We start from the raw sequence: 18,017 nt of genomic DNA on the forward strand, positions 1-18,017 counted from the left end.
TTTGGCTGAATTAAACCATTAATTCAATGTTATGTTAAATATATTTATTAAATTGCTTATTAAATGGTTTGTTAAATAAACGCGTTAAACCAAGCCTTCTAATAATTGCACTTGCACCATTTCACCACTGGTACAGTTGCCCACAGTGTCGTCCAATACAATAAAGCAATTGGCGGCACTCATGCTGCTTAAAACGCCTGAACTTTGATTCGCCAACGGCTTCACTTTCCAGCTTCCATCTTCTATCATATATAAAATGCCGCGCTGAAATTCGGTGCGGCCTGTGGCTTTTTTAATCGGCTCTGTACATTCCACATTAAATAATGGCAACGGTTTAGGCGCGCCGCCCATTAATGTGATTAACGCTTCGCGCACAAATTGGTAAAACGTGACCATGGTAGCAACGGGATTGCCAGGCAGCCCGAAATAATGCGCCTCGCGGCCGTTATTACCTATTTTCCCATAAGCTAACGGTCTGCCAGGTTTCATATTGATTTTCCAAAATAGCACTTGGCCATGTTTGGTCAATAAATCTTTCATATAATCCGCTTCGCCCACTGAAACGCCGCCGCTGGTAATCACTACATCGTTTTCACTGGCAGCTTTTAATAATGTGAATTCTAATAATGCTGGATCATCTGGCACTACACCTAAATCGCTAATAACAACGCCTAGTCTACTTAACATGCCAAAAAGTGTGTAACGGTTGCTATCGTAAATTTGGCCTGATGCTAATGGTTTTCCAACGCTAATTAACTCATCGCCAGTGCTAAAAAAAGCTACTTTTAATTGACGAAATACATGTACTTTGCCAATGCCTAAAGACGCAATCAAACCTAAATCAGCAGGGCGCAATAAGTGACCTTTTGCCAAAACAGTTTGGTCTAGCTGTAAGTCTTCACCCGCTAAACGTACGTTGGCGCCATGTGTGATTGAAGTTGCATCAGTAAGCGTAATTTTTCCATCGGCCAAACTAATACGTTCTTGCATCACAACTGTATCTGCGCCTTTCGGTATAACTGCGCCGGTCATGATTTTTACGCATTCTCCAGCGTTAACTTCCTGCTCAAACGGTCTACCCGCAAATGCAGTGCCGATGATAGTTAACCTTTCATTTGCATCAATAAATTTAAATGCATAACCATCCATCGCAGAATTATCGTGATTTGGCACATTGCTGGGTGATACGATATCGGCTGCCAATACACGCCCTAAACTATGCATCACAGCTAACTGCTCAGTTTCGATAACTGGCGTTAAAAATTGTTGAATAAAAGCCCTAGCCTGTATCACAGACATGGCATTTGGATCGTAATCATCCATGCAAGAAGGGTCGGAAATAATTTGCGTAAGCGTCGTTTTGGTCATTTTTAGAGATTAATTCGGGTTAACTGCCATCAATTTATGGACAATAAAATCGGCGATTTGTTTAATATTATTTAAATTGAGTGTGGGAATCTTAAGCGCTAAATCTTCATCGCAGGCAACCGCAATAATACTACTGTCGGTTGACGCTAGCAGAGGTGAATCAAGACTAGATCTGTAAACCTCAATTTTGGGAAACGACCTTTGATGAATCACTGCGTTTTTAAAGCCTTCGACCAGAATCAAATCGGCATAATTGGGGTTAATTTGCGCAATTAAGTCGACCAAATTTGCCTCATTCTCTACTTCAGATAAGCGATGCATTTCAGTCATCAATGCCCAGCGCTTGCCGCTGGCAATCAGCGTTTGTATTGCGCCTGATTCACGAATTTTGTAACTATCTTTGCCAACATGGTCAATATCAAATGCATGATGCGCATGTTTAATCACTGAAACGCGAATATTGCGCGCTGCCAATTCGGGAATAAGTTGCGTGATTAATGTGGTTTTGCCTGCATTACTGCCACTGGCAACGATGCCCAAAATCGGAATTATTTTTTGCATGCCTGATTTTAACTTGAATATGTGGTTAACTTAACTTCAAGCGCAGCCAAATCTTCAAGCGTATTCAAGTTAATAAACGCGTCTGCATTATCGCTAAAATCAACTTCAATATAAGCAAGGCTTTTTTGCCAAGCACTCACGCGACGCTCACCTAATGCCAGATACTGATTCAATGATGGAAACACGTTTTTTTTGCACAAACAAAAAACAGGATGCGCGTTGCCATCGCTGCTTGCAACGGCAATATCCGCATTTTTTTCGGTTAGATGTGTCAATAAACGTTGCGCTAAATCTAGCGGCAATAAAGGTGAGTCGCATGGCACAGTTAATAGGTAATCGTGTTTGGCGTGCTGCAAACCCAAACTAAAACCTGCTAAAGGTCCGATAAAATCGGCATGCACATCTTGTAAAATGGGGAAACCAAAAGCCTGATATTGAAGTGTCTCACGATTGGCATTAATCAAAACTTCATCTACTTGAAGTGTTAAGCGCTTAATCACATGTTGGATCAATGGCTGATTTTGCAATGTGACCAAACCTTTATCAACGCCGCCCATACGCGTAGCGCGACCGCCAGAAAGAATAATGCTGGATATTGCCAATTGAAAAATCAACCGCCCGTATGCGACATAAACCTTATCACGGCTGGTTGTGCGCGTTTTAGATCAAAGTCATGACCTTTAGGTTTAATCGCCATGCTGCCTAGAATAGCGGCAATCAATGGCGCATCATCGTTGGGATATTCACGCAAAAGTGGCATTAAGTCGACTTTGTCTTCTTGCCCTAAACATAAATACAGCTCGCCTTTGCAGGTGATACGCACGCGATTGCACGATTCACAGAAGTTGTGTGAATGCGGCGAAATAAAGCCGATTTTGGTAGCGGAATTAGCCACACGCCAATAACGCGCTGGGCCGCCTGTGCTTTCTAAGCTGGGTGTCAGTAAATACTTACTTTGCAATAATTTAAGCGTATCGGTGTTGCTCACAAAGGTGGAATCGCGTGTGTGATCTACTTCACCCAGCGGCATTTCTTCAATAAAGCTGATGTCGATTTTTTTATTAATAGCAAACTGTACTAAGTCGACCGCTTCATCTTCATTACTTCCGCGCATTAAAACGGTGTTTAACTTAATACCTTCAAAGCCTGCATCAATGCTGGCTTGCAATCCATTTAACACTTTGGCTAAATCGCCAGTGCGGGTGATTCTTTTAAATCGTTCGGGTTGCAAGCTATCTACTGAAACATTGATGCGTTTGACGCCTGCATTTTTAAGCGCTGTTGCTTGTTTTTCTAATTGGCTGCCGTTCGTAGTAAGTACTAACTCTTTTAAGTCTGGTAATTGGCCGATTTCTTCAAATAGCCATAAAGCGTTTTTACGCACCAGCGGCTCACCGCCAGTAATGCGTACTTTGCTCACGCCTAAATTGACAAATACTTTCACCAATCGCGCGCATTCTTCAAGACTTAATACTTCATCACGCGGCAAAAAAGTCATGTCTTCAGACATGCAATACACGCAACGGAAGTCACAACGATCCGTAATCGAGAGTCGAATGTAATCGACTGTCCGACCAAATTGGTCTATTAATTTTTGATTCACAGGCATCTTCTAATTCTAAGTCTTATAACGTGAGTTAACAATCAAATCTATACAAACTCTTCGTTCATTCGATTGATTACAAAATTAATAGTAGCTAATTGAGCGCAGGATAAAAATCCGCTTAAAAAACCATTTGATTGCAAACACTTAACCGATTTTTAGCATGCATTTTTTGCATCTTGTAGCAGTTTTGTTAATGATGACTTTTATATAATTAAAAGTGATTTAAATATAATTACAAATTCTTTTTAATTATTTAAGCGCTTTGATAAAGTGCACACATTCCTCAGAAACGTATCGAGTCAATGCATGAGCCAAATTAAACACAAATCGCTAGATAACAAGCAGTTAGATAACGATGATGAAACGCTTCAAGCTATTCTGCGTGCGGTGATATCGGTACAACGCGAAACGGGTTTTGGCTCTATTGAGATTACAGTACATGAAGGCCGCGTGACTCAAATTGAGAAGCGGGAAAAAATTCGTATAACGCACGATAAGTCAGAAAAACAAGGTTTAGATAAGCATCACTTAGATAGACAAAATCTAGAAAAGCAAAGTTCACATAAACAAAGTTTAGAAACTCTCAGTATCAATAAACAAAAAAGCGAATTGTCTACCGCCTTACACAATTAACTTTGCAGCAATAAAAAGAAGGCGACCATCAATTTAAATAGATGTAATTGTTTTGGACAACCAGCACGCAATTACATTTAAAAATCAAAATTAACTATTAGGTTCAAGGGAAAAAACGTGAAAAAAGCGAAACTACACCAACAATTATTCAATAAGAAAAAACTAGCTTATCCATTAATAATGGGAAGTCTGTTTCTGTCTAGCGGTTTTACGTACGCAGCTGAAGCAGAAGCGACCTTGAGTGCACCTACACAAGAATTATCAGAAGAAGATAGGATTCAACAAGAAAAAGTTGCGGCACGTTTAAAAGAAATTGATGCAGAAGCAAAAGCGGCAGCAAAAGCTGCTGACGTTGCTAAAAATGGTTATTACGTGGAGCGTAAAAGTTATGGTACGCAAAAAGAAACCGAACCGCCACGTTACGTTAAACAAGCGAACAAAACATGGTTAAAAGATTACGATGCTTTTGCCGATGTGGATTGGTTGGACTTAGGTCTTGAATATCGTGCACGTTATGAAATACGTGATAATGACTTCCGTCGTAACACTGAAAATGTTGATCAGCCATTTTTAATACGCACACGTGCTTACGTTGGCATTAAAGAAATTCTGGATCCATTGCGTTTAGCGATTGAGGTGCAGGATTCACGCCGCAATCACAGTGATTACACGCGTGAGTTTGATACACGCGATGTTGACCAGACTGATGTGGTACAAGGTTATGCAGAGTTGTATTTTAAAGAGACGCCTTTTGGTAAAGATGATTTAGGTAATAACCGTCCATTCTGGGTAAGAGCTGGTCGCTTAGCATGGGAATCTTTAGATCGTCGTTTGATTGCACGTAATGAATGGCGTAACACGACTAACTCGTTTCAAGGCGTACGCGCAAACATTGGTGAGAAAAAGAATGACTGGCAGTTAGAAGCTTTTGCCGTAAAACCAGTGCAACGCTTCACCACACGATTAGATGAAGTTGATCACTCACAAGATTTCTATGGCGTGATTGGTGACTGGCGCGGTTGGTCTCAGTATGTCACTTTGCAACCATATTATTTCTTGCTGAAGCAAGACGGAGGCAAGGTCAAATATGATTCCAATGGTAGAGAGCTAACAGGTGCAGCGCTTAGCGCAGTGCAAATCGATCGTGAAATCCATACCGCAGGTTTACGTGCTTATGGTGCATTTAATTCCGGTTGGGACTATGACACAAGCTATGCCAAACAATGGGGTGATCAAGACCGTTTCTTAAGTAATGCACTGGGTAAAATTAATGTTGACCACGATGCCTATTCTTATGGTGCAGAGCTCGGTTACACATTTAAGAATTCTTGGAAAACCAGAGTCAGCGCTTACTATGGTGTCGCTACCGGTGATAGCACACCTGCAACTGGAACAGACCGTACTGATAACCAGCGTTTTGAGCGTTTATTCGGCTTTGCACGTCCTTGGTCAAACAACGATTATATTCAGATGGAAAACATCAGAACACCGAAACTACACTTAGAATTTGAGCCGAAAGTAGCTTTCTTGGAAAACGTTAAAGTAGACACAAGCTTTAGTTGGTACCGTTTAGACGACGCGTCAGATCGCTGGCAGGCAGGTTCTAACTTACGTGATAGAACAGGTAAAAGTGGCAACGATTTGGGTAAAGAGATCGATGTACGTGTGCGCTTCCCAATCAACCAATATGCATCACTGAACATTGGGTACGCACACTTTTGGGCAGGCGACTTTGTAAAAGACGCCGTTAAACTGCCAGCTAACAACAACGATGCTACTCGTTCAGATTCATCCAACTTCTTCTACACAGAGTTAACTTTATTAGGCTTTTAATCCTTAGAAATTAGAGAAAATAACATCATGAAAACATTGAAATTATTAAAGAAAACCTTGCTGATTAGCGCGCTGTTAGTGCCGCTAGCCAGCTGGGCAGCAGATATTAATCTGCTAAACGTATCTTACGATCCAACGCGTGAACTTTATCAAGATTTTAACGCGGCGTTTAGTAAATATTGGCTAGAAAAAACTGGTGATAAAGTCACAGTTAAAGCCTCTCATGGCGGTTCTGGTAAACAGGCGCGTGCGATTATCGACGGCTTAGATGCGGATGTAGCGACACTGGCTTTGGGTTATGACGTTGATCAGCTTGCTGAAAAGGGTAAGTTAATCCCTGCTGATTGGCAAAAACGCTTGCCGCATAACAGCTCACCTTACACATCTACAATTGTTTTGTTGGTGCGCAAAGGTAACCCAAAAGGTATTAAAGATTGGGATGATTTGATTAAACCAGGTGTTGCTGTGATTACACCAAACCCAAAAACTTCAGGCGGCGCACGTTGGAATTACTTGGCTGCTTGGGCATTTGCGCAGAAAAAGTACGGTAATGATGAAGCGAAAACGAAAGAGTTCGTCGCCAAGTTATTTAAAAATGTACCGGTTTTAGACACTGGTGCACGCGGATCGACTACTACTTTTGTCGAGCGCGGTATTGGTGATGTGTTGTTGGCTTGGGAAAATGAAGCATTTTTAGCACAAAAAGAATTAGGCGTTGGTAAATTTGAAATCGTTGTGCCTTCATTATCTATTTTGGCTGAGCCGTCAGTGACCGTTGTTGATAAGTTTGCTAAAAAACACGGTACTGAAAAAGTTGCTAAAGCGTATTTAGATTACCTATATAGCGAAGAAGGCCAAGAGATTGCGGCTAAAAACTATTACCGTCCAACTTTAGAGTCTGTTGCTAAGAAATATGAGCATCAATTTCCAAAAGTTAAATTGGTGACGATTGATACAGATTTTGGTGGTTGGGCAAAAGCACAGAAAGAGCATTTTTCTGATGGTGGTACTTTCGACAAAATTTACCAAAAGTAAATATTTTGTTTATTAACCTAATTTGTTCGTTAAGTTAAATAGTTTGAGTTTTAAAGTTATACCGTTTTACTAATTGTTCAGTTTAAAACTTTGCAGGGCCAGACAAAATCTGGTTCTGCAATACTAAAGGAGGCTCTTATCATGAGTTCAGTAGATAGTTCAAAGTTAAAAAATTCCGCTTTAATTGTCGGTGGTGACCAGATTGACGGCATCAAACAAGTCTTAAATAACCACGGTATTACAGAAATCAATCATTGGTCTGGCCGCAAAGTGGGTGACAGTAATAAAGTGATTCCGCATGACACGAAATTTATTGTGTTGATTACTAATTGGATCAGCCACTCGATTACCCACAAGGTAAAAAAGAACGCGATGAAGCGTGGTATCAAAGTGATTTACACGCCAAATGGTTCTGCTGCTTTGCATAATCGCTTACTGAGTATTGAGGCGATTCATTAGCAACGGTAAAATATTATTAACTTAATCCAATTCAAGTTGTCTAAATTTTAGTTGATTAATTAGGTTAACCAGTTTTTAGTAACAGATTCTGTTTTTGTAAATACAACTCCAGCACTAATTTTTATATTTTAAGTTAAATTGATTGAAGGTATTTTTATGAGTAACACAGCGTTAAATAATACGGCGGAATCGTTACCCCGTATTCCAAGAATTAATGAGCTAGCACCAGATTTTGAGGCAAATTCTACGCAGGGTGTTATCAAGCTTTCTGACTACATAGGTAAGAAATGGGTAGTTTTATTCGCGCATCCAGCAGATTTTACGCCCGTTTGTACTACCGAATTTATTGGCTTTGCCAAAAAAGCGGACGATTTTGCACAACTTAACACGCAATTATTGGGCATTTCTGAAGACAGTAATTTCAGTCATTTGGCATGGATCGCTAATATCAAACAAAATTTTGGCGTCAGCATTCCATTTCCAGTAATTGATGACCGCGCAGGGCATGTGGCAGCTAAATTCGGCCTGATTCATCCAGGTGAATCACAAACCGCTACAGTGCGCGCGGTATTTATTATCGATGACAAAGGTTTGATACGCGCTTTTGTTTATTATCCACTGACGACTGGTCGCTCTGTTGAAGAGATTCTGCGCGTCGTTGAGGCGTTGCAAGTTTCAGATAAATATAAAGTAGCCACGCCAGAAGGCTGGCAAAAAGGCGATAAAGTCATTGTGCCTGCGCCAACAACGCAAAAAGATGCTGAATCGCGTGCCAGTGAAGGTTATGAAACGACAGATTGGTATTTCAGCAAAAAATCATTACCAACTGAAAAATGATATTAAATAAAACTTATCAAATTTCTTTTTAATATTTCAAGGCTATTTATTTCAAACGATTAATACCGTAAGTAATTCTAAAGATTAATTAGCTGAAAACAACTTCTCCTCTTTCCGGCGACCTTTAAAAAGGAGCCGGATTTTTTACAGGTTCGAATAAAAAATCAAAAAAAGACTTGTAAGCGGTTAACTTACAAGTCTTTTAACTTACTTACTGCTAGTTTATAAAATGTCGCTTTATAAACCGTTAGGCGTTTTGTGCGAACTCAAACGCAACAGCGCATTGGTCAGCACATCAATCTCAGCATAAGTGTTGTAAAACGCTAACGAAGGACGCACAGTGGTTTCAACACCAAAACGACGCAAAATAGGCTGCGCGCAGTGATGGCCTGAACGTACCGCGATACCTTCTTGATTCAACGCAGCGCCGACTTCTTCACTCTTATAACCGTTCAACGTAAAAGACAACACACTGGCTTTGTCTTGCGCTGTGCCTATCAAGCGTAAACCTGGCACTTTGCTTAATGCTGCCGTTGCGTACACTAATAACTCGTGTTCATAACGTGCAATATTATCAATGCCAATACGCTCAACGTATTCCAGTGCAGCTCCTAAACCAACAGCATCTGCGATATTGCCAGTGCCGGCTTCAAACTTGGCTGGCGCTTCGTGATACACGGTTTTGTCAAAAGTAACGTCTTGAATCATATTGCCGCCACCTTGCCAGGCTGGCATATCATTCAATACTTCTGGCTTGCCATACAACACACCAATACCAGTTGGGCCAAAAACTTTGTGGCCTGAGAACACAAAAAAGTCAGGGTCTAAACCTTGTACATCGGTACGCATATGCGAAACAGATTGCGCGCCGTCTAACAGCACTTTCGCGCCTGCATTATGTGCCATCTGTATCATTTGTGCAGCTGGTGTGACTGTTCCCAATGCATTAGACACTTGCGTGAATGACACCAATTTGACTTTTGGGGTCAGCATATTCTGATATTCATTCAGCAACACTTGTCCACTATTATCGACTGGAATTACTTTTAGCTTGGCGCCTGTTTCTTGGCAAAGTTGCTGCCAAGGCACGATATTGGCGTGATGTTCCAAATGCGAAATCACAATCTCATCGCCAGCGCTTAAATGCTTTTTGCCCCAAGTTTTTGCAACTAAGTTAATCGCTTCAGTCGTACCACGCACAAAAATAATGTTATCCACTGAAGGTGCATTAATAAACCTGCGCACAGTTTCGCGTGCATCTTCATAAGCATCCGTCGCGCGCGCTGCAAGTTCGTGCGCAGCGCGGTGAATATTAGAATTTTCATGCGCGTAAAAGTAGGCCAATCTATCAATCACCACTTGTGGCTTTTGCGTAGTCGCCGCGTTATCAAACCAAATCAGCGGACGACCATTGACCTGCTCGTTTAAGATAGGGAAATCTTTGCGTACCAAGTCGGCATTAAAAGCTGGATGCGCCGATGTCGCAAATGCTTGATTAGGCGTGGCAGGGCTATAATCAGCTGAAGGCAAACCTTGCAGAAAGTAATAGCTACTATTTTCAGGTTGCTTGCTACCTGCCGAACTGGTATTAATATTAGCTAATAAGCCATTCAGTTGCGACTGATATGGGACATCGATACCACCTAACAATTGACTGACTTCCACTTGATTCTGCAAATTTGGCGCATTTTGCAAATAAGCCGCACTTAAATCTGCTAAGCCTGCATGATCCAGCGCTTGCGTTACATTCCGATTAAAAGGCGATGCTTCAACATCTGGCGTAATCCCAAATGATTTTAAATCAGGCACAGCATAAGGATGCACTTTGTTGACAGGAATTCTTGCTTCTGACTCGCGTGCATCTGAAAGTGAAGCCGTAGAAGGAATCTCTGTCGATGGATTACCAAAAGCACCTGCAGGGAAACCTTCCGCATAAATCTCACTGGCAATACGCGACAATTCAGCCACATCTAAATGGCCAGTTTGACTCGCTTCGCGCCCTAATGCCAATGCTGTACCTGCACGCGGATGCTCGCCTGGAATAGCCGCTAGAATAGCTTCTGGTTCAAATGAAGATAAATCATGTGCGCTGGCCAAATTAAAACCATTGCTCTGATTAATATTATTTGTAGTCATAGTAGTTGCCTACATCGACGTTTTCTAATACTGCAATCGCATCATCTGTTAACACTGCTAGAGAGCAATAAAGTGAGACTAAATAAGATGCAATGGCTTTGTGGTTAATGCCCATGAAGCGTACTGACAAGCCCATAGTTTGTTGACCTGGTAGATTTGGTTGATACAAACCGACCACGCCTTGACGACTTTCGCCTGTACGTAATAGCAAGATGTTGGTTTTGCCTTTAGTCACTTTTAATTTGTCACAAGGAATAATAGGAACGCCGCGCCAAGTGATGAATTGTGAGCCAAATAATGCGACTGTTGGTGGTGGCACGCCACGACGTGTGCACTCACGACCGAACGCTGCAATCGCTTGTGGATGCGCTAAGAAGAACGCAGGTTCTTTCCAGACTTTTGCTAATAACTCATCCAAGTCATCTGGTGTCGGCGCGCCATTGCGTGTTTTTACACGTTGTGAAGCGGCAACATTGTTCAACAAGCCATATTCAGCGTTATTAATTAATTCGCTTTCTTGGCGCTCTTTCACCACTTCAATCGTTAAGCGCAATTGTTCTTTAATTTGATTGTGCGGGCTACTGTAAAGGTCAGAAACACGTGTGTGCACATCAACCACAGTATTCACCGCATTTAATACATATTCACGGCCCCACTCTTCGTAATCCACAAAAGTATTAGGCAATTCACGTTCATCTTTTGCTGAACAATCTACTTCAATCGCGCCAGGATTCTTGGCTTTGTTTACACGATAAATACCTGCTTCAACTGGCACCCAATGTAATAAATGTACTAACCAGCGCGGTGTAATGATATCCAGCATCGGTACCGTTTTGGTCGCATTGGCAAGCGTCCGTGCGGCGACGTCGCTTAAAGCGGTTTGACTGTGATTATTTTCTGCCATGTAAATCTCCTTATAAATTGGGCTAGTGTGTTTGTGAAATGTCTTGTGGATTTATTGCATTACTCTTATTGGAGGGTGCGGGCGTAGCTAGTGGGCTTGCCAACATTTGTGCTTGAGTGATATTGCTATTCGCTGGCACGCTACGTGTCAGCCATACATTGCCGCCAATGGCTGAGCCTTGCCCAATGGTGATGCGACCTAACACAGTAGCGCCCGCATAAACCACCACGTCATCTTCTACAATTGGATGACGCGCATGACCTTTTAGTAAGTTACCATTTTCATCCGTTGGGAAGCGTTTTGCGCCAAGTGTCACCGCCTGGTAAATGCGTACGTGTTTGCCGATAATGGTTGTTTCACCAATCACCACGCCTGTACCGTGATCAATAAAGAAACTTTCATCAATCTGTGCGCCTGGGTGAATATCAATACCAGTCGCAGAATGAGCAATCTCTGAAATCATGCGCGCAATCAACGGTAAATCTAAATTATGCAGCACATGCGCCAAGCGGTAATGAATAATCGCTAATATGCCTGGATAACAAACCAGCACTTCGTCCACGCTCCTGGCAGCTGGGTCGCCCTCAAAAGCGGCTTTAATATCTGTATCCAACAACACGCGAACGACTGGTAGTTGTTTGGCAAACTCACGCACTATTTCGATCGGTGTTTTTTTGCCGATTTTTTTGATTGTTTCCGCATCGGCATTGGATTCGCTCAGCGTATCAGCTGCAAAATTAAGCTCTAACTTCACTTGTGTCACCAACTCGCGCAACACCACGTCTAATGTGTGCCCTACAAAATAATCTAAACTTTCTTCTTTTAAATCAGGCAAACCTAATCGGTTAGGGAACAAAGCCGCGCCTAAACCTTCGATAATAGATTGCAACGCTTTGCGAGAAGGCAACTTTGGCGGTTTATTGCGCCGCTTGCGGTGTTCTAGTGAAGACAATCTTAAATCACGTAATGCCGTCACAATGTCACTTATGCCCAAGTCATTACTACCCAACGCGTTTGGTTCTGTTGTATCCGCTGGATTGTCGATTTGACTTTTTTTCATAGACATTTGTATACGTATTTAAATTGCTAAGTTAAATGTTAGATATTCAATATTCTGCTAGTTTATAAAGTATGTAAAGTGGGGTAATTAAAATACTTAACACTACTTCATAAGCAAAAAACGAAAAAAGCCAGCAGTTTATTCAACTCGCTGGCTTCCGGCTGTCCGGTGGGCACAAACACACTCAATGGTTTTTTAAAACTAAATGCTTATTTATACTTTATATTAACGTTTTATTTTTGATATTTTATCAGTCAATAATTATCGGCAAATATACACTAAACTAGGTGAAATTCACAAGGCATTTTAAGGTGCTAGTTTGATTGGTTTATATATAATTTTTAGGTATAAATATATCTTTTATTATTCTTTTACATTATTTAAGTGATTGCGTACAGTGCGGGTATTCGAATTTATTTAGCAAAGAAAATTAACATGTTTAAAAAAACTAGTCTTTTAGGCGCGCTAATCGCGGCAATGGTTTTATCGACAAATGTACTGGCAGATAGCACTTTGCTGAACGTTTCATACGACGTGACGCGCGAATTTTACAAAGACCTGAACCCTGCATTTGTTAAATTTTGGAAGCAAAAAACTGGCGAAACAGTGACGATTAACCAATCGCACGGCGGCTCTAGCAAGCAAGCACGCTCAGTTGCTGATGGTCTTGAAGCGGATCTAATCAGTATGAATCAGGCGCCAGATATTGATATTTTGTATGATCGTGCGAAGTTAATCCCTCAAGACTGGCAAAAACGTTTGCCGCATGGCAGTTCGCCAACGTCCTCTACGATTGTCTTTTTGGTGCGTCAAGGCAACCCAAAACATATTAAAGATTGGGACGATTTAGTGAAGCCAGGCACGGCAGTGGTGATTCCTAACCCAAAAACCTCTGGTAACGGCAAATACAGTTATCTGGCCGCTTGGGGTTATGTGCTTAAAAAAGGCGGTAGCGACGCGCAGGCAAAAGATTTTGTCGGCAAATTATTTAAAAATGTACCAGTTTTAGATACAGGCGGTCGTGGTGCGACTACTACTTTTGCGCAGCGCGATATTGGCGATGTATTGTTAACGTTCGAAAATGAAGTGAATTTGATTAATAAAGAATTGGGCAATAAATTCGATGTGGTTTATCCGACTTCGAGTATTTTGGCGGAAAACCCAATCGCAGTAGTGGATAGATATGTCGATAAACATAAAACTCGCGCAGTTGCGCAAGCTTATGCGGATTTTCATTACTCTGAAGCGGGACAAGAAATCGCTGCGCAGCATTTTATTCGTCCAAGCCTAGCTTCGGTCGCGGCAAAACATAAAGCAGATTTTAAACCGATTGATTTATTCAGCGTGGATGAAGTATTTGGCGGCTGGACAAAAGCACAGAAAACGCATTTTGCTGACGGCGGTACTTTTGATGCTATTTATTCAAAATAATCGCTGCAAAAAGTGTTAATTAATATTTAAAAGCATCAATAGTAAATAGAGTTAATAAAAATAAAAAAGTAAAAGGATTAAAGAAATGGCAGAGATAAAAATCGCTGCTGCACATGTAGAGCAGCTTAGGTTACAACTTAAAGAATCATTGTTTTTAGATTTAGACGAATATGGTTTGGCAGAACAATCGACGGGTGAATTCAATAGCACATTCTTAGGTGTGCAATTAAATAGTGCGTTCCAGCCGATTTATGACAGCGTGGCAGGCGATTTATTTGGTCATGAAGCGTTGCTAAGACCGTCGTTGGGCGGCGAATTGCCTAGTACATCTGAATTTGCTTATAGTTATGCCGAGCAATCTGGAAAGCTGGTGCAATTTGACCGTGTGAGTCGTGCTTTACATGTGCTTAATTTTAAACAGATTTATGATGAGAATGGCTTGTTGTTTTTGGCGGTGCATCCAAATTTATTGATTTCAGTGAATGCGCATGGCAAGGTTTTTGAGCGTATTCTACATGCTAATTCTGTGCCCACTGAGCGCGTGGTGATTCAGATTGACGAAGGTTTAGTTGCACAAGATAAGCAGTTGATTGATGCGATTAACAATTATCGTGATCGCGGTTATCGCATTGCGATTGAGCATTTTGGCAATACCAATTCTCACGTTGATCGCTTATGGAAGTTGGCACCAGATTTCGTTAAGTTTGATGCCAGTTTGATTCAGCAAGCAGAAACCAATGACAATTTGTACAAGGTGTTGCCAAGCTTAATTGCTGGCGTGAAAGCGATTGATGCGCGCGCCGTAGTGACGGGTGTTGAAACGCAATCACAATTGAATATTGCCATTGAAAGTGGCGCCACTTTATTGCAAGGTGATTTTCTTGGTAAAGCGGTAGCAGCTAAAGACTTACAGAAAACAGATTTATTTAAACCGTCGGTTAATAAGCTGGCAGTTGCATAACTTTTAAGTTGGTTGATATCAAGTTTCTAGCCTTGAGGTGTTTAAATTTGAAGTGATTAAACTTGAGCTAGTTAAAATAGTTACTTAACATAAAAGATGGATTGATTTTTATATGGCAAAACAAAAAAACGTACTTCCTGGCTTTAATTTATCGCTAGGATTTACCATCTTTTATCTCAGTCTGATTGTGCTTATCCCACTTTCAGCTGCATTTATTAAAACCACTGATTTAAGTTTAAGTGAGTTTTGGGCGGTAGTCAGCGCGCCAAGAGTAGTTGCTTCTTATAAACTGACGTTTGGCGCATCACTTTTAGGGGCGCTAATCAATGCGGTATTCGGCTTACTCACTGCGTGGGTACTCGTGCGTTACACTTTTCCCGGCAAAAAAATTATTGATGCATTGGTCGACTTACCTTTTGCTTTGCCAACTGCGGTAGCAGGTATTGCGCTAACAGCCGTTTATGCAGGTAATGGCTGGATTGGTCAGTGGTTAGAGCCGTTAGGAATCAAAGTCGCATTTACGCCAATAGGCGTGATTGTCGCGTTAACGTTTATTGGCTTGCCATTTGTGGTGCGAACGGTACAGCCGGTGTTAGAGGATTTAGAATCCGAAACTGAAGAAGCCGCGGCCAGTTTAGGCGCGAATCGCTGGCAAACTTTCACCAAAATTATTTTTCCTGCAATCTGGCCAGCTTTATTGACTGGCTTTGCTTTAGCTTTCGCACGCGCGATTGGTGAATATGGCTCAGTGATCTTTATTGCGGGTAATGTGCCATTTGTGTCTGAGATCACGCCGCTAATTATTATTACCAAACTAGAACAATATGAATACGCGAGTGCGACAGCTATTGCGGTGGTGATGTTAGTGATTTCATTTTTACTGTTATTTGCGATTAATGGCTTGCAATGGTGGGTTAATCGCCGCTCAACGGCTAATTAATTCAATACATAGTTAACAGAAATCATATTAATAGTTAGAAAGTATCAGGAACAATCTATGTCCACTTCCACCTCATTGCTGACGACACAAACATCTCAATACAGTAATTATCAAAATAAAGTCGCCCGCAGCCGCGCGACATCAGAGCCAGCTTGGATACGCTGGACGCTGATTGCGATTGTGCTGATATTTCTAGGTTTGTTTTTAATCGTGCCATTAGCAGCAGTTTTTACTGAAGCTTTACGCAAAGGTTTTGATACTTATATTACAGCGTTAACTGATCCTGATGCGCTTTCCTCTATCAAACTGACGTTAATCGCAGCGGCAATCGCAGTGCCGCTGAACTTGGTGTTTGGCGTAGCAGCGGCTTGGGCGATCGCTAAATTCGAGTTTCGTGGCAAGAGCATATTAATCACGTTAATCGATTTGCCGTTTGCAGTTTCACCTGTGATTGCTGGTTTGATTTATGTGTTGATCTTCGGTCTGCAAGGTTGGGCGGGTTCAACGTTGTTGGATCACGACATCAAAGTGATTTTTGCTATTCCAGGTATTGTTTTGGCGACTATTTTCGTGACTTTCCCTTTTATTGCACGTGAGCTAATCCCCTTAATGCAAGCACAAGGTAAAGATGAGGAAGAAGCGGGTTTGGTACTGGGCGCTTCTGGTTGGCAGATTTTATGGCGTATCACGCTGCCGAATGTTAAATGGGGTTTGTTATACGGTGTCATTTTAACCAACGCGCGTGCGATGGGCGAGTTTGGCGCGGTGTCAGTGGTTTCTGGGCATATTCGAGGGTTAACTAATACCTTGCCACTACATGTTGAGATTTTGTATAACGAATATAACTACGCTGCAGCATTTGCAGTGGCATCTTTGTTGGCGATATTGGCGTTAGTAACGCTGGTGCTGAAAAGCTTTATTGAGTGGAAAGTCGCACGTAATGCAGAGATCGATGAGAAGTCTTGATGCAAATATTGAGTCAAAAAATATTAGTAAAAATATAAGGTTAGCTAGTTAGTTTGTTCATGCAAATTATTATTAAATTGGAATTTTAAGTATGAGTATCGAAATTAAAAACATCCGTAAGAATTTTGGCAACTTTAGTGCACTTAACGATGTGAGCCTAGATGTGCCAAGTGGCGAGTTGGTTGCATTGCTTGGACCATCGGGTTGCGGAAAGACCACTTTACTGCGCATTATTGCGGGGCTAGAAACGCCAGATTCTGGCAGTATTCTGTTTCACGGAACAGATGCGACTTCGCGCCAAGTGCGTGAGCGTGAAGTGGGTTTTGTGTTTCAACATTACGCCTTATTCCGCCATATGACGGTATTTGAGAATGTCGCCTTTGGTTTGCGTGTGCGCCCAAAAGAAACGCGCCCAACCGATGCTGAAATTAAAAGACGCGTACATGAATTATTAGAGTTGGTACAACTGGATTGGCTAGCCGATCGTTATCCACCGCAATTGTCAGGTGGACAGCGCCAACGTATTGCCCTAGCGCGTGCGCTAGCAGTAGAGCCAAAAGTATTGCTGCTGGATGAGCCGTTTGGCGCATTGGATGCGAAAGTGCGTAAAGAATTGCGCCGTTGGTTGCGTCGTTTGCATGACGAACTGCACATCACCAGCATCTTTGTCACGCATGATCAGGAAGAAGCGTTGGAAGTTTCTGACCGCGTTGTGGTGATTAATAAAGGTCAGATTGAGCAGATCGGTTCGCCACAAGAAGTTTACGATCATCCTGTATCGCCTTTTGTGTATCAATTTTTGGGCAATGTTAACCAGTTCAAAAGCCAGATTCATGAAGGTGAAGCCAATATTGGTGGTGTCGGTTTAAAAATCGATGCACATCAAGACACCAAACACAGCGCTGGTTTGGCTTATGTGCGCCCGCATGATATTGAGATTCGTAAAGAGTTAAATGGCTCTACACCAGCTTTCGAGGCGGTAATTAGCTATATTCATGCCATTGGACCATTGGTTCGGTTGGAGTTACAACGGGATGATCAATCTGAAGTGATTGAATCAGAATTGACTAGAGAAAAATTCCTGCAATTGGATATAGCGGTGGGCAATAAAGTGTATGTTTACCCACGTAATGTGCGCGTATTTCTGTCTTAATTTTCGGTTAACATTTTAGTCATTAATTTTTGGACTATTAAATGGGTTAAGTTATGCACACTAAATTTAAGATTGGGATTTAAATTAAGCTAAGAATATAAAGCCTTACACGAGTCGTTGAACAGTCTATTTCG

General features: G+C 41.6%; 17 protein-coding genes. 10 read left to right on the forward strand and 7 right to left on the reverse strand.

The features are described from left to right. Window positions 1-84: 84 nt before the first annotated feature. Genes moeA through moaA form a run of 4 tightly spaced genes read right to left on the reverse strand, consistent with a single transcriptional unit; the run spans window position 85 to window position 3,538 of the window. Complete coding sequence (gene moeA / locus METVE_RS0106475) at window positions 85-1,368, reverse strand: molybdopterin molybdotransferase MoeA (protein ID WP_020167646.1); 1,284 nt, start codon at window positions 1,366-1,368, stop codon at window positions 85-87. 9 nt (window positions 1,369-1,377) lie between these two features. Continuing rightward, complete coding sequence (gene mobB / locus METVE_RS0106480; RefSeq protein ID WP_020167647.1) at window positions 1,378-1,929, reverse strand: molybdopterin-guanine dinucleotide biosynthesis protein B; 552 nt, start codon at window positions 1,927-1,929, stop codon at window positions 1,378-1,380. A gap of 8 nt (window positions 1,930-1,937) precedes the next feature. Beyond that, entirely contained in the window at window positions 1,938-2,531 is a 594-nt protein-coding gene (mobA, locus tag METVE_RS0106485) for a molybdenum cofactor guanylyltransferase MobA (protein ID WP_232415417.1), read from the reverse strand. 8 nt (window positions 2,532-2,539) lie between these two features. Beyond that, complete coding sequence (gene moaA, locus METVE_RS0106490) at window positions 2,540-3,538, reverse strand: GTP 3',8-cyclase MoaA (protein WP_020167649.1); 999 nt, start codon at window positions 3,536-3,538, stop codon at window positions 2,540-2,542. A 303-nt stretch (window positions 3,539-3,841) separates the two neighbouring features. On the opposite strand from moaA, the gene METVE_RS0106495 reads away from it, so the two are divergent. The 5 genes from METVE_RS0106495 (at window position 3,842) to METVE_RS0106515 (ending at window position 8,332) form a co-directional block, all read left to right on the forward strand. After that, window positions 3,842-4,168, forward strand: a complete 327-nt coding sequence (locus METVE_RS0106495; RefSeq protein ID WP_020167650.1) for a YezD family protein — start codon at window positions 3,842-3,844, stop codon at window positions 4,166-4,168. A gap of 117 nt (window positions 4,169-4,285) precedes the next feature. Next, window positions 4,286-6,001, forward strand: coding sequence for an alginate export family protein (locus tag METVE_RS0106500; RefSeq protein WP_020167651.1), 1,716 nt, complete (start codon window positions 4,286-4,288; stop codon window positions 5,999-6,001). Between the two features lie 27 nt (window positions 6,002-6,028). Beyond that, window positions 6,029-7,036, forward strand: a complete 1,008-nt coding sequence (locus METVE_RS0106505; protein ID WP_020167652.1) for a sulfate ABC transporter substrate-binding protein — start codon at window positions 6,029-6,031, stop codon at window positions 7,034-7,036. Between the two features lie 141 nt (window positions 7,037-7,177). Beyond that, window positions 7,178-7,495: a DUF2325 domain-containing protein gene (locus METVE_RS0106510; protein ID WP_020167653.1), complete on the forward strand. Its 318-nt coding sequence runs from the start codon at window positions 7,178-7,180 to the stop codon at window positions 7,493-7,495. A 156-nt stretch (window positions 7,496-7,651) separates the two neighbouring features. Beyond that, window positions 7,652-8,332: a peroxiredoxin gene (locus tag METVE_RS0106515; RefSeq protein WP_020167654.1), complete on the forward strand. Its 681-nt coding sequence runs from the start codon at window positions 7,652-7,654 to the stop codon at window positions 8,330-8,332. A gap of 237 nt (window positions 8,333-8,569) precedes the next feature. Here the strand turns inward: METVE_RS0106515 and METVE_RS0106520 are convergent, their stop codons facing one another. From METVE_RS0106520 to epsC, 3 genes are read right to left on the reverse strand one after another with little or no spacing between them, the layout of a single operon-like run. After that, complete coding sequence (locus tag METVE_RS0106520; protein WP_020167655.1) at window positions 8,570-10,468, reverse strand: family 2A encapsulin nanocompartment cargo protein cysteine desulfurase; 1,899 nt, start codon at window positions 10,466-10,468, stop codon at window positions 8,570-8,572. Beyond that, the gene (locus METVE_RS0106525) at window positions 10,455-11,372 is read right to left on the reverse strand and encodes a family 2A encapsulin nanocompartment shell protein (RefSeq protein ID WP_020167656.1); all 918 of its coding nucleotides are present in this window, start codon (window positions 11,370-11,372) and stop codon (window positions 10,455-10,457) included. Before METVE_RS0106525 ends, METVE_RS0106520 begins: the two co-directional genes overlap by 14 nt. A gap of 22 nt (window positions 11,373-11,394) precedes the next feature. After that, window positions 11,395-12,432 carry a serine O-acetyltransferase EpsC gene (epsC, locus tag METVE_RS0106530; protein ID WP_020167657.1) on the reverse strand — a complete coding sequence of 346 codons (1,038 nt, stop codon included), beginning with the start codon at window positions 12,430-12,432 and terminating at the stop codon, window positions 11,395-11,397. A 435-nt stretch (window positions 12,433-12,867) separates the two neighbouring features. On the opposite strand from epsC, the gene METVE_RS0106535 reads away from it, so the two are divergent. The 5 genes from METVE_RS0106535 to METVE_RS0106555 all read left to right on the forward strand — a co-directional run bounded on the left by METVE_RS0106535 (window position 12,868) and on the right by METVE_RS0106555 (window position 17,883). Further along, the gene (locus tag METVE_RS0106535; protein WP_020167658.1) at window positions 12,868-13,863 is read left to right on the forward strand and encodes a sulfate ABC transporter substrate-binding protein; all 996 of its coding nucleotides are present in this window, start codon (window positions 12,868-12,870) and stop codon (window positions 13,861-13,863) included. 85 nt (window positions 13,864-13,948) lie between these two features. Beyond that, complete coding sequence (locus tag METVE_RS0106540; RefSeq protein WP_020167659.1) at window positions 13,949-14,824, forward strand: EAL domain-containing protein; 876 nt, start codon at window positions 13,949-13,951, stop codon at window positions 14,822-14,824. Between the two features lie 112 nt (window positions 14,825-14,936). Continuing rightward, the gene (gene cysT, locus METVE_RS0106545) at window positions 14,937-15,764 is read left to right on the forward strand and encodes a sulfate ABC transporter permease subunit CysT (protein ID WP_020167660.1); all 828 of its coding nucleotides are present in this window, start codon (window positions 14,937-14,939) and stop codon (window positions 15,762-15,764) included. A 57-nt stretch (window positions 15,765-15,821) separates the two neighbouring features. Next, a complete protein-coding gene (cysW, locus tag METVE_RS0106550) occupies window positions 15,822-16,730 on the forward strand; it encodes a sulfate ABC transporter permease subunit CysW (RefSeq protein WP_020167661.1) in 909 nt (302 codons plus the stop codon). Between the two features lie 91 nt (window positions 16,731-16,821). Beyond that, window positions 16,822-17,883: a sulfate/molybdate ABC transporter ATP-binding protein gene (locus METVE_RS0106555; protein WP_020167662.1), complete on the forward strand. Its 1,062-nt coding sequence runs from the start codon at window positions 16,822-16,824 to the stop codon at window positions 17,881-17,883. Window positions 17,884-18,017: the final 134 nt, after the last annotated feature.

It is taken from the genome of Methylotenera versatilis 79, from assembly GCF_000384375.1.
GTDB classification, from domain to species: Bacteria; Pseudomonadota; Gammaproteobacteria; order Burkholderiales; family Methylophilaceae; genus Methylotenera_A; species Methylotenera_A versatilis_B.